The organism is Fulvivirga lutea (genome assembly GCF_017068455.1).
Classification (GTDB): Bacteria; Bacteroidota; Bacteroidia; order Cytophagales; family Cyclobacteriaceae; genus Fulvivirga; species Fulvivirga lutea.
Map to the genome: position 1 here is coordinate 2,065,555 of NZ_CP070608.1, position 12,260 is coordinate 2,077,814.

13 protein-coding genes are annotated in these 12,260 nt (G+C 37.2%); 8 read left to right on the top strand and 5 right to left on the bottom strand.

All coding sequences use genetic code 11. The features are described 5' to 3' along the window. Positions 1-126: 126 nt before the first annotated feature. Complete coding sequence (locus tag JR347_RS09390) at positions 127-876, bottom strand: polyprenol monophosphomannose synthase (protein WP_205723791.1); 750 nt, start codon at positions 874-876, stop codon at positions 127-129. Positions 877-998: 122 nt separating this feature from the next. Between JR347_RS09390 and JR347_RS09395 the strand changes: the two genes are divergently transcribed. Next, positions 999-1,502, top strand: a complete 504-nt coding sequence (locus JR347_RS09395) for a D-glycero-alpha-D-manno-heptose-1,7-bisphosphate 7-phosphatase (RefSeq protein ID WP_205723792.1) — start codon at positions 999-1,001, stop codon at positions 1,500-1,502. Here JR347_RS09395 and JR347_RS09400 read toward each other — a convergent pair. Beyond that, positions 1,499-2,893 carry a type III PLP-dependent enzyme domain-containing protein gene (locus tag JR347_RS09400; protein ID WP_205723793.1) on the bottom strand — a complete coding sequence of 465 codons (1,395 nt, stop codon included), beginning with the start codon at positions 2,891-2,893 and terminating at the stop codon, positions 1,499-1,501. The two genes, JR347_RS09395 and JR347_RS09400, sit on opposite strands and share 4 nt — an antisense overlap. Positions 2,894-3,004: 111 nt before the next feature. Here JR347_RS09400 and rocF point away from each other — a divergent pair, with 111 nt between their 5' ends. From rocF to argS, 5 genes are read left to right on the top strand one after another with little or no spacing between them, the layout of a single operon-like run. Further along, on the top strand, positions 3,005-3,967 hold the full coding sequence (gene rocF, locus JR347_RS09405; protein ID WP_205723794.1) for an arginase: 963 nt from the start codon (positions 3,005-3,007) through the stop codon (positions 3,965-3,967). A gap of 3 nt (positions 3,968-3,970) precedes the next feature. Further along, on the top strand, positions 3,971-4,909 hold the full coding sequence (ctlX, locus tag JR347_RS09410) for a citrulline utilization hydrolase CtlX (RefSeq protein WP_205720350.1): 939 nt from the start codon (positions 3,971-3,973) through the stop codon (positions 4,907-4,909). A 34-nt stretch (positions 4,910-4,943) separates the two neighbouring features. Then, the gene (locus JR347_RS09415) at positions 4,944-5,918 is read left to right on the top strand and encodes a deoxyhypusine synthase family protein (RefSeq protein WP_205720351.1); all 975 of its coding nucleotides are present in this window, start codon (positions 4,944-4,946) and stop codon (positions 5,916-5,918) included. Between the two features lies 1 nt (position 5,919). Continuing rightward, positions 5,920-7,464 (top strand): GNAT family N-acetyltransferase, encoded by a 1,545-nt coding sequence (locus JR347_RS09420; RefSeq protein ID WP_205723877.1) that lies wholly within the window; start codon positions 5,920-5,922, stop codon positions 7,462-7,464. After that, positions 7,465-9,258, top strand: a complete 1,794-nt coding sequence (argS, locus tag JR347_RS09425; protein ID WP_205720352.1) for an arginine--tRNA ligase — start codon at positions 7,465-7,467, stop codon at positions 9,256-9,258. It abuts the gene before it with no gap. Here argS and JR347_RS09430 read toward each other — a convergent pair whose 3' ends face one another. From JR347_RS09430 to JR347_RS09440, 3 genes are read right to left on the bottom strand one after another with little or no spacing between them, the layout of a single operon-like run. Further along, a complete protein-coding gene (locus JR347_RS09430; RefSeq protein ID WP_205720353.1) occupies positions 9,259-9,597 on the bottom strand; it encodes an SdpI family protein in 339 nt (112 codons plus the stop codon). Between the two features lies 1 nt (position 9,598). Next, positions 9,599-9,928, bottom strand: coding sequence for a hypothetical protein (locus JR347_RS09435; protein WP_205720354.1), 330 nt, complete (start codon positions 9,926-9,928; stop codon positions 9,599-9,601). 13 nt (positions 9,929-9,941) lie between these two features. Next, entirely contained in the window at positions 9,942-10,292 is a 351-nt protein-coding gene (locus JR347_RS09440; RefSeq protein WP_205720355.1) for a hypothetical protein, read from the bottom strand. A gap of 50 nt (positions 10,293-10,342) precedes the next feature. On the opposite strand from JR347_RS09440, the gene JR347_RS09445 reads away from it, so the two are divergent. Together JR347_RS09445 and JR347_RS09450 are read left to right on the top strand one after the other, a co-directional pair. Beyond that, a complete protein-coding gene (locus JR347_RS09445) occupies positions 10,343-11,233 on the top strand; it encodes a 1,4-dihydroxy-2-naphthoate polyprenyltransferase (RefSeq protein ID WP_205720356.1) in 891 nt (296 codons plus the stop codon). Positions 11,234-11,324: 91 nt separating this feature from the next. Further along, positions 11,325-12,167 (top strand): universal stress protein, encoded by an 843-nt coding sequence (locus tag JR347_RS09450; protein ID WP_205720357.1) that lies wholly within the window; start codon positions 11,325-11,327, stop codon positions 12,165-12,167. Positions 12,168-12,260: the final 93 nt, after the last annotated feature.

A 12,260-nucleotide genomic window follows, 5' to 3' on the forward strand; every position in this document is an offset into this window, starting at 1 on the left:
CAATTTAATAGGTGATTTTACCTAATCGTAAATTTGAAAAACGTTGATTTTAAGCTAATTGCGAACAAAAAGTGTAATTAGTAAAAACAGTAGGTGCTAGAATAAAAAAAATAAAATATTTTTTTATTAAGAGGCCGAAGCCGGTATGTATTTTTTGAAGAAACTATCGATTTTCATTCGAATTACTCCAAAAAAAGCTTCTTTAAAAATGGAGCCAGACATTTTGGATTTTCCACGGGTTCTATCAGTAAACACAATTGGAACCTCGTTTAATTTGAACCCAAATTTCAATGCCGTAAACTTCATTTCTATTTGGAACGCATACCCAATGAATTTAATATTATCCAAATCAATGGCTTCCAGTACTTGCCTTCTAAAGCAAACGAAACCAGCCGTGGTGTCATTTATAGGCATTCCGGTGATAAAACGTACGTAAATACTAGCGAAATACGACATTATCACTCTGCCCATAGGCCAATTCACAACATTAACACCTGAAATATATCGTGAGCCAATAGCTAAATCGTTGCCGTTTTTAGCACAAGAATCGTAAAGTCTGATTAAATCTTTGGGGTTGTGAGAAAAGTCGGCATCCATTTCAAAAATAAAATCGTAGCCTTTTTCAATGGCGAACTTGAATCCCGTAATATAGGCTGTGCCTAACCCTAATTTGCCCGAACGCTCAATCAGGTGAAGTGTAGTTTCACCCAAATTAGTTTGTTGCAGTTCCTTAACAATATTACCTGTACCATCAGGTGAACCATCATCCACTATCAAAATATCAAAAGCTTTCGGTAGTGAAACGACTGCATCAATGATTAGACGTATATTGTCTTTCTCATTATAGGTAGGTATAATTACTAGGCTGTCGTTCAAGTTTTGTAGTTGCTATGAATCTCAAAAATAGTAAATCCAAACCAATCTTATTTTATAAGATTTGAATTTCTAATCATTATACTATTTTTACCCCTCTTTTGTTTTACTAAAATTCATGGATTTTGAATAAATGTATTTTTCTTGACCGAGACGGTGTTTTAAATAAGGATTTTGTTGATTATGTGTATTCTGAGGATAAGTTATTTATCCTTCCTGGGGTGGAGGATTCACTAAAGTCACTAAAAAATGCAGGATACTTGATTATAGTAATCACCAACCAATCAGGAATTACGAAAGGAATTTATTCAGAAGAAGATATGCATAAGGTGCACGACATTATGCAACAAAAGTGGGATAACGCCATCGATGATTTTTACTTTGCTCCTGGCCATCCAAGTTTTTCAGAAACCTTGTCGCGCAAGCCAGGTTCGTTAATGTTTGAAAGAGCCATTGCGAAGTACAACATCGATACAAAACTATCTTGGATGATAGGTGATAAAGACAGAGATTTGATTCCAGCCAAAAAACTAGGGATTAAAACTATCCAGGTAGATCATTCAGACAGCATCAACGCTGATTATAAGGTAAAAGATCTACCTGATGCGGTAGAAGTTATTTTCGGTTAATAGCCAAGCGTTTTAAGCATTGAATCGCTGGTTTGCTCATCGGCAAATAGCTTAGTTGTAACCTTACCGTTTTTATCCTTATCAATTAAAACATGCTTAGGTGCGGGTATTAAACAATGTTGTATACCCCCATAGCCACCTAGCGACTCTTGATAAGCCCCAGTATGGAAAAATCCAATATACAATGGGTCTGTCTCATTAGACTCTAACATTGGCAAGAATACCTCACTGGTATGTGCCTCAGAGTTATAATAGTCCATACTATCACATGTTAAACCACCTATATTCACCTTATGATACATATTATCCCATTTATTCAATGGCAACATGATGTATTTTTGGTTCAGACCCCATGCATCAGGTAAATGAGTGATGAAAGAACCATCAATCATATACCACAACTCTTTGTCATTTTGCAGCTTTTCATTCATGATGGAGTATAGCACTGCACCACTTTCGCCAACGGTAAAGCTTCCAAATTCAGTAAAAATGTTTGGTACTGGAACATTATTCTTGCCGCAAATCCACTTAATATTTTCTACAATCTGCTCGATCATGTACTTGTAGTCATATTCAAAGTGCAATGAAGTTTTGATAGGAAAGCCACCACCAATATCAATAGTATCTAACTCGGGGCAGTCCTTTTTAAGTTCACAATACTTGAAAATAAATCGGCTTAGTTCACTCCAGTAGTAGGCGGTATCCTTAATGCCTGTATTAATAAAAAAGTGAAGCATTTTAAGTTTAGCCTTTTTGCTTGGCTTAATCTGATCTTTATACAGATGGTTGATATCACCATATCGGATTCCTAACCGAGAAGTATAGAACTCAAAATTTGGTTCTTCATCTGCAGCCACACGAATACCAACATGATATTCACCATTCACATGCTCTTCATAGTGACTGAGTTCCGTCAGGTTATCAAGCACCGGAATGCAGTTTTTAAAACCATCATTCAATAGGCCTGAAATGTATTCACGGTAAAGTGGCCTTTTAAAACCATTGCAAACGATGTATGTGTTTTTATTGATCTTTCCCTTCTCATGTAGTTTTCTAACAATGGGAATATCATAAGATGATGAAGTCTCAATATGAATATCATTATTTAAAGCTTCTTCAAGAATAAAGTTGAAATGCGATGATTTGGTGCAATAACAATAGGTGTATGAGCCTTCATATTTATGTTTTTCGAAAGCATCGGCAAACAACTTTTTAGCATACCTGATGTTTTCGCCAATTTTTGGCAAATAAGTTAATTTAAGAGGCGTTCCATATTTTTTAATGATGTCCATCAAAGGCACATCATGAAAATGTAGTTCATCATTAATAACCTGGAATTCCTTCTGAGGAAAGTAAAATGTTTGTTCTATTAAATCAACGTATTTCTTCATGCATCTGGTGCTTTTCTGTCTTTTAACATTACCATGCAATATTGGTATAAATTAGCAATCTTTGCAAAGCCAAATTTCTTGAGGCTACTGATAAGTTAATAAAAAACAATTATGGAAAAGAATATTTCCGAAGATAGGATACGAATCATACAGGTGAAATCAGAAATTGCAGCAGGTACAAGAGGAGCCAGTTTAGGTATAGATGCCCTTAAAATAGCAAGCTTAGACCTTAACTCTGATTATTTCACAAGATTTGATGAAGAAGAAGTTGAGACGGTTAACGAAATTCTTTTTGATGGTTTTGAGCATCCACATGCTAAGTTTATTGATGGCGTCTATACGATGGAGTCAAGGGTTTCTGAAATGGTGAAAAAGGTGCTGGATGAAGATAATTTTCCATTAGTACTTGCTGGCGATCATTCCACTGCGGCCGGCACAATCATGGGCATTAAAAATCACTATAAAAACAAACGACTTGGTGTAATCTGGATTGATGCACATGCCGATTTACATACACCTTACACTACCCCTTCAGGTAATATGCACGGTATGCCGTTAGCTATGGTTGGTTCTTTAGATAATATGGATTGTCGAATCAACAACCCAAAAAAGGAAACTGTTGAATTGTGGGAAAAAATAAAAAATATCGGTTTCAAAGGCCCGAAAATTGACCTTTCTGACATTGTATTCATTTCAGCCCGCGACCTGGAAGAACCAGAACAGTTCTTGCTGAATAAATACTCAATTAAAAACTTCACTACTGATGAGGTTAGAAAGCTTGGCGCCAAAGAAGTGGCCAAACAAGCATTAGACCGTCTTGATAACTGCGACATTATTTACGTTTCTTTTGATGTTGATAGTATGGACTCAGAGATTTCTGTTGGTACCGGTACACCAGTAAAAAATGGATTAACTGCAGAAGAGGCTAAAATTTTGAATTGCGAGTTAGTAAAATCTCCAAAGTTAGTAGGCTGGGAGATGGTGGAAGTAAATCCAACATTGGATACTGAAAACAAAATGGCAGAAACTGCTTTTGAAATATTGGAAGAAACTACCAATAGCATGCTTGGTTAAGCAATGGCCAAACAAATAACGGATACCATATTAATGATTCGTCCGGCACGTTTTAGAATGAACGAGCAGACAGCATTAAATAATTACTACCAGCGAGCCATAGAGAATTTAACTGCTGAGCAAATTCAGGAGCAAGCTCTGGGTGAGTTTGATTCATTTGTTGAAAAACTAAGATCTCATTTAGTTGAAGTGATTGTTGTTGAAGATACACTTTCACCTGATACACCAGATTCTATTTTTCCCAATAACTGGATATCATTTCATGAAGATGGGAGAGTAGGTATATATCCGATGTATGCCGAGAATAGGAGACAAGAAAGGCGTTCAGATATCATTGAGAAAATCAGGGAGACCCACAATGTGAAAGCTCTTGTAGATTTCACGGAGTTTGAAAGCTCAAATCAATTTCTGGAAGGTACAGGAAGTATGATTTTAGATAGAGTGAATAAACTATCATACGCTGCTTTATCTGAACGAACGAACAGCAAGCCGCTAGAGGATTTTTGCAAGGCCTTTGGTTATGAAGCAGTAACTTTTGTGGCAAATCAGACCGTTGATAATCAACGAAAACCAATTTATCACACAAATGTGATGATGTGTGTAGCAGAGGATTTTTGTATTATCTGCCTAGAGTCAATTGACAATGTAGAAGAAAAGCAGCAGGTTGTTTCCAAGTTAAAAGAGACCAATAAAGAAATTATTGAGATTACTGAAGGTCAAAAGCTGCATTTTGCAGGCAATATGCTTCAAGTTAGAAATAGAGAAGGCAAACCTTTCTTAATTATGAGTCAGGCAGCTTATCGATCATTAGAACCATCTCAAATAAAGCACATTGAAAAGTACTGCTCAATACTATACAGTTCACTTGATACCATTGAAGCACTAGGTGGGGGCAGTGCTCGCTGTATGATGGCAGAAATATTTTTGCCCAAAAGATTATAGTGTAACTTTGAAATTCAATTAAAAAGACATTATCATGGCAACAAGTCCTATATCAAACTTTATTGACAATAACTATTTACATTTTAATGCTGCTGCTTTAGTTGATGCTGCAAAAGGATATAAAAAGCATCTTGAAGAAGATAAGAAAATGCTTATCTCGCTTGCCGGAGCAATGAGTACCGGTGAACTAGGCAAGTCATTGGCTGAAATGATCAGGCAGGATAAAGTACATATTATTTCATGCACAGGAGCCAACCTGGAGGAAGATGTAATGAATTTAGTTGCGCATTCACATTATAGAAGGGTTCCCAATTACCGCGATTTAACTCCACAGGAAGAGTGGGATTTGTTAGAAAAAGGATTAAACAGAGTAACAGATACGTGCATCCCGGAAGAAGAAGCTTTCAGAAGAATACAAAAACATATTTTCAAAATTTGGAAAGATGCTGAAGATAATGGTGAGAGACTATTTCCACACGAATTCCTGTTCAGACTACTAAATTCAGGCATTATGGAACAATACTACGAGATTGATCCTAAAAATAGCTGGATGGTTGAAGCTGCCAAGAAGAACCTACCAATGGTAGTTCCAGGCTGGGAAGATTCTACACTGGGAAATATTTTCGCTTCCTACTGCATTAAAGGCGAGCTGAAGGCCTCAACCATGAAATCTGGTATTGAATATATGATGTGGTTGGCCGATTGGTACACAGATAATGCTGAAGATAAAGGAATAGGATTCTTCCAAATTGGCGGAGGTATTGCTGGAGACTTTCCTATTTGCGTGGTTCCAATGTTGTATCAGGACATGGAAAGAGAAGATACCCCATTTTGGAGTTATTTCTGTCAGATTTCTGATTCTACCACTAGTTACGGTAGCTATTCAGGAGCTGTACCAAACGAGAAAATTACCTGGGGCAAGCTAGATATTAATACACCTAAATACATTGTGGAGTCAGATGCGACTATTGTTGCACCACTCATTTTTGGATACGTTTTGGGCTGGTAATATGGAAGCTAAAACACAAGACAATTCTACCTATCTACTCAAGATTCGAAACATAGTTTTAGACGACTATGAAAGGATTGTTGAGGTCATGCACAAGAGCTACCCCACCATGCGCGATGATTTATGGGAAAAGAAAAACATCAAGAAGCTACTTGATATTTTTCCTGAGGGTCAGATATGTGTGGAGGATAATGGTGTGCTTGTAGCTTTTGCTCTTTCAATCATTGTTGATTATAAAAAGTTTGGAGACAATCACACGTACGACCAAATCATTGGTGGCAAAGCAGCCTCTTTTAAGACACATGACGATGAAGGGGATGTGTTGTATGGTATAGATGTGTGTGTTGATACAGATTACCGAGGCCTAAGACTGGGTAGACGTTTATATGACGCTCGAAAGGAATTGTGCGAGAATCTGAACCTTAAATCAATAATAGCAGGTGGAAGAATGCCTAATTATCATAAGCATAGTGAGGAGCTAACACCCAGACAGTACATACAAAAAGTGAGGGACAAGGAAATTTATGATCCTGTGCTTTACTTTCAGATGAGCAATGATTTTCACGTAAAAAAGGTATTAAAGAGATACCTGCCAGATGATAAGGAAAGTGCACAGAATGCCGTACTCATTGAGTGGAATAATATTTACTATCAGGATAGCATTGACATCGGATCAGGAAGGTCTCATGCCAGAATTGGTGTAGTTCAATGGCAGTTGCGTGCGGTTAGAAACTTAGAGTCATTTTTTGATAATGTTGAATTCTTTGTGGATGCCGTAAGTGGTTATAAAGCAGATTTTGTGCTTTTTCCAGAGCTATTTAATGCGCCTTTAATGGCTGAATTTAATGAGGATAATGCCGCTACCGCTATCAGAAATCTAGCTGGTTATACAGATCAGATAAGAGATAAAATGCTTCAATTTGCTTTGGAGTACAATATCAACATTATAGCGGGCAGTATGCCTGTGTATGAGGACGATAAGCTTTACAACGTGGCTTATTTGCTCCGAAGGGATGGAACATGGGAAGTACAACCAAAAATACATGTAACGCCAGCTGAACGTTCCGATTGGGGAATGACCGGGGGCAATAAAATCAAGGCTTTTGATACTGATGCAGGTAAAATAGGTATCCTAATTTGCTATGATGCAGAATTCCCTGAGTTGAGCAGGATCTTGGCCGATCAAGGTATGCAAATATTATTTGTGCCATTTGCCACCGACATGCAGAATGGGTATTTAAGAGTTCGATTGTGCTCGCAAGCAAGGGCCATTGAAAATGAATGCTATGTAGCTATATCTGGTAGTGTGGGTAATTTGCCTAAAGTAGTGAATATGGATATTCAGTTTGGTCAATCAGCGGTTTTTTCACCTTCTGACTTTGCCTTTCCATCCAATGCAACAGTTGCTGAAGGCACACCCAATACAGAAAATACCATTATCTGCGATGTTGATTTGAATGATCTTAAACATTTGAATATGCATGGTAGTGTAAGAAACCTAAACGATAGACGAAAAGACCTCTATGAGGTGAAATTGAAAAAATAAATGAACATAGAAACCACATTAGTACAATCCATTTCAAAGGCATTTAGTGAGCTATTTAATGCATCTCTAAGTGAAAGTGAAATCAGCCTTCAGCCGACAAGAAAAGAATTTGAAGGTTCACACACTTTTGTTTGCTTTCCTTATGCTCGCTTATCCAAAAAGAATCCTGAGGAAACAGGGAAGGCCATCGGGGAGTACTTAAAATCCAACTGCGACATAGTTGCCGATTTTAACGTGGTAAAAGGTTTCTTAAATATTGAGCTTTCTGATGCTACTTGGTTAGCCGTATTTAAAGATATTCATGGAGCTGAAAACTTCGGTTTCTTTCCATCGAACGGAGAAGAGGTGATGGTGGAGTATTCGTCACCAAACACAAACAAGCCTTTGCATTTAGGACATTTGAGAAACAACTTTTTGGGTTGGTCAGTGGCTGAAATTTTAAAGGCCAATGGTAATAAAGTGCATAAAGTACAGATCATTAATGACAGAGGCATTCATATCTGTAAATCAATGATTGCCTGGCTGGATTACGGTAATGGTGAAACTCCTGAATCAACAGGGAAGAAAGGCGATAAACTGGTGGGTGATTACTATGTGAAATTCGATAAAGAATATAAAAAGCAAATCGCTGAGCTTGTTGAAGGAGGCATGACTAAAGAGGAGGCTGAAAAGCAAGCGCCTATATTTAAAAAAGCTCAGGACTTATTATTAAAATGGGAGAAAAAAGACCCTGAAGTTTACGAGCTATGGGAGAAGATGAATGGCTGGGTATATGAAGGCTTCGATGCTACCTATAAGCAAATGGGCGTTGATTTTGATAAGCTCTATTATGAATCTGATACCTATTTATTGGGGAAAGATCAGGCACAGGTAGGGGTAGACAAAGGTATTTTCTTTAAAAAAGATGATGGGTCGGTTTGGGTAGACCTGACGGAAGATGGTCTTGACGAAAAGCTGATTTTAAGAGCTGATGGCACCTCTGTGTACATGACTCAGGATATTGGAACGGCCATTTTAAGATTTAAGGATTTCCCTAAAATCTCAAAACAAATATATACAGTCGGTAATGAGCAGGAATATCACTTCAAAGTTTTGTTTCTGATTCTAGATAAACTAGGTTATGAGTGGGCGAAAGAATGCTATCATCTTTCCTATGGTATGGTAGATCTGCCTACCGGCAAGATGAAATCAAGAGAAGGTACAGTGGTAGATGCCGATGATTTGATGCAGGAAATGATGACCACTGCAAAAGAACATACAGAAGAGCTGGGCAAGGTAGACGATTTCACAGAAGAGCAAGCAGAGGAACTATATAATACGTTGGGGCTCGGAGCATTGAAATACTTTTTATTGAAGGTTGACCCTAAAAAACGTATGTTGTTTGATCCCCAGGAATCCATTCAATTTCAGGGAAATACAGCACCATTTATTCAATACACGCACGCAAGAATCTCAGCGATACTGCGAAAAGCCAATCAATTAGGTGTTGTGCCCACCGCGGCTGACTTTGACCTTGATAAAGGGCTACAGAGCTCTGAAAGGAATCTGATATTTCTATTGAACGATTATCCCGAAAAAATTAAGGAAGCTGGTGACCACTATTCACCTGATACCATTGCCAATTATGTATATGAGTTAGCAAAAGAGTATAATCGTTTTTATCAGGAAATATCGATTTTCAATGAGCAAAACGAAGCTGCCTTTAAGTTTAGAATAGCACTTTCAAAAGTAGTGGCGGAAACTATTCAGAAAGCAATGGGACTATTAGGCATTACAGTTCCGGAGAGAATGTAATCAATTTATAGGATTGCCGTTATTGTCAAATTCATTTCTCAACCTATGTTCGACATAGGGTATATGTGCTATTAATAGCACGATGAGCGTTATTACTGAGAAATTTATTGCTGATTCTGTGGGTAAGGAATATATCAATAGGATTTGAAACAAGCTGGTAATTATTCCTATTCCAACTATCATTTTAGCAGATAGTTGATTCGCAAAATCCCATGTTTCTTGCGATTTTCTTGACATGGGAGTTCTGTAGCCATAGAACGCATTGTTACTCTTTGGCGGGAAATTTAAAAATAAAAGACCCATGACTGTCATTAGTGGTCCGAATACTAAGTGTATCATTTTATGGAGAAATTGGGAATTTAATTCGACCAAACCATTTAGATTTTACTCTAATGGTAACACCTGGCTGTTCAAATTGATCTGTTTCGTAACCATAGTTAATTGGTTCTGGAAGTTGAGACGGATCAAAAGCTGTTTTTAAATTACTCTGATAAGCGATTGGGTATTGAAATAATAGTGGAGCATTATCAAGATTTAAATTGTAATTGCTAAGGTTAGCTTCCGTTAAGTTAGTTACTTGAGCCTTGTTCAAATTTGGGTTAACCTGAGCGTGAACTGAATTGATATTCAAAAATACACTTATAGCAATAACTATTGTTAAAAATTTCATATTACTAATGTAGTTATTTATTAAGCTTAAAACTCATAGATGAGCTTCTTAATCGTCCATTCACATCAAATTGATAGGTCGTTTTTATCGGCCTGTTGTTCCACATAAAGTTACTTTCTTGCGTGGTGCCAATCCATGATTGATTGACAGGTACAAATGGTACTTGAACATCCCAAATATTACCAGATTCCACAAATTGTAAGCTTGAGAACTCAAGCGTATAGTTTTGACGGAAATCAGGAAAAGTAAATTCTGGTTTAGTAATCAAATTACTCACTTCCTTTTTTTCAAAGTACTTATTTATTTGCCCCCAACTATTAGTAGATAATAGAATTAACACGAATAATAACAGTTTCTTTTCCATGGCGTTGTATTTTTGCTTCTATAATTTACATTATTTATAAAACAACTACAATGAAAAAATGGTTAACGGCATTTAGATTACGTACGCTGCCTTTAGCATTATCAAGCATAGGAATGGGCAGTTTTATTGCCGCTGCTGAGGGAGTCTTCAATGTAGCAATATTCACACTGTGTGCTTTAACCACCATTTTTTTGCAAATACTATCTAATTTGGCGAATGATTATGGCGATTCAGTAAACGGAGCTGACCATAATGAAAGACAAGGCCCTAGTCGTATGGTTCAGTCAGGTGCCATTACCTTAAATCAGATGAAGGCGGCTATGTTTGTGTTTGTCTTACTTTCGTTGATAAGTGGTATTTTGTTATTGTATGTATCATTTGGTTTAAACTGGCAGGCATTCCTATTCTTTTTTGCTGTTGGCATAGGAGCTATATTGGCCGCTATAGCGTATACCGCTGGTAGAAAACCCTACGGGTATATTGGCCTGGGCGACCTTTCAGTATTTATTTTCTTTGGTATTGTTGGAGTGGTCGGATCGTATTATTTATACGCCAACACATTTAAATGGGATCTGTTATTGCCTGCAATTAGCTGTGGACTTTTTTCTGTGGCGGTATTAAATGTGAATAATATTCGTGATATAGAATCAGATAAGAAGGCCGGTAAATACTCTGTGCCAGTGAGGATAGGAAGGTCTGCAGCAATTAATTATCATGTGGCTATTATTTTTATTGGAGTTGCCTCAGCATGCACATACATACTTTTGAATTACACATCAATCACCCAGTTTTCGTTTGTAATTATGGTACCGCTATTCATCGCCAACATAAAAGCAGTGAAAACCAAGATGAACCCTAATGAATTGGACCCTTATCTTAAACAAATGGCTTTGTCTACGTTGTTGTTTGTAGTCCTTTTTGGAATAGGGCAATTAATTTAATAATTTGATTAAGATCAGTTGAGAGCGTGATTTAGAGCATACGAATCTAGATTGTAGTTTCTCAATATTGTATTAACAAAAGATATTAATCATGAAAAAGATACTCGTTCCTACCGATTTTTCAGAGCTGGCAAAAAATGCGACAGACCTTGCAGCTAATCTCGCACAAAAAGTCAATGCCGAAATAATCTTACTTCATGTGGTAGAGGATGCTTCAGTTGCTTCGGTACAATATACCGGTGAATTGGCAATGCCAAATATGCAGGACAGATTATTCATCTATAAACTCATTGAAAACGCCAAACATGAATTCGATGAGGTGAAGGATAAACATAAAGGAGTAAAAATTAAGGAGGAGATAAGAGTAGGTAATCCGTATTACAGTGTACAGGATATGGTGGGTGAGTATAATATTGATTTAGTGGTGATGGGTACCAAAGGAGCATCTGGCGCCAAAGAATTGTTCATTGGATCTAATGCCGAAAAGGTGGTAAGGCATGCTAAATGCCCGGTACTTACTGTTCATGGCAAGGCCGATATCAATAAATTAAAAAATATTGCCTTTGCTACAGGTTTGAAAGATGCACAAGGCAAACACATAGAAATCATTAAAACAATCAGCGAATTCTTCGATGTGAATACTCACATAGTACGAATCAATACTCCAAACAATTTCCAAACTGATGTAGACTCTGTACGCGAACTGCATGAATATGCGAAGGAAAGCGGTATTCAAAAATACGATGTAAGAATTTTCAATGATGTAACGGAGGAAGAAGGCATCATTCACTTTGCTGATGAAATTGATGCTGATTTGATTGTGATGGCTACTCATGGAAGAAAAGGCTTAGCACATCTAGTGGCAGGCAGTATTGCTGAAGAAGTAGTTAACCATTCTAAGCGGCCGGTTCTTACATTTTCTATGAAGCATTAATTGATGCTGTAGAAATGAAAAGCCTGACTCAAATAAGAGTCAGGCTTTTTTACTACTGAAAGCCCAAATTGGAATGGTTATCGCGAGGTAACG

What these genes read in the sequence shown, in the direction of transcription:
- JR347_RS09440 (WP_205720355.1), bottom strand. Translation starts at nt 10,292, where the DNA reads ATGGAAAAGAAACTGTTATTATTCGTGTTAATTCTATTATCTACTAAT.
- ctlX (WP_205720350.1), top strand. Translation starts at nt 3,971, where the DNA reads ATGGCCAAACAAATAACGGATACCATATTAATGATTCGTCCGGCACGT.
- JR347_RS09445 (WP_205720356.1), top strand. Translation starts at nt 10,343, where the DNA reads ATGAAAAAATGGTTAACGGCATTTAGATTACGTACGCTGCCTTTAGCA.
- JR347_RS09435 (WP_205720354.1), bottom strand. Translation starts at nt 9,928, where the DNA reads ATGAAATTTTTAACAATAGTTATTGCTATAAGTGTATTTTTGAATATC.
- JR347_RS09420 (WP_205723877.1), top strand. Translation starts at nt 5,920, where the DNA reads ATGGAAGCTAAAACACAAGACAATTCTACCTATCTACTCAAGATTCGA.
- rocF (WP_205723794.1), top strand. Translation starts at nt 3,005, where the DNA reads ATGGAAAAGAATATTTCCGAAGATAGGATACGAATCATACAGGTGAAA.
- JR347_RS09430 (WP_205720353.1), bottom strand. Translation starts at nt 9,597, where the DNA reads ATGATACACTTAGTATTCGGACCACTAATGACAGTCATGGGTCTTTTA.
- JR347_RS09415 (WP_205720351.1), top strand. Translation starts at nt 4,944, where the DNA reads ATGGCAACAAGTCCTATATCAAACTTTATTGACAATAACTATTTACAT.
- argS (WP_205720352.1), top strand. Translation starts at nt 7,465, where the DNA reads ATGAACATAGAAACCACATTAGTACAATCCATTTCAAAGGCATTTAGT.
- JR347_RS09400 (WP_205723793.1), bottom strand. Translation starts at nt 2,893, where the DNA reads ATGAAGAAATACGTTGATTTAATAGAACAAACATTTTACTTTCCTCAG.
- JR347_RS09450 (WP_205720357.1), top strand. Translation starts at nt 11,325, where the DNA reads ATGAAAAAGATACTCGTTCCTACCGATTTTTCAGAGCTGGCAAAAAAT.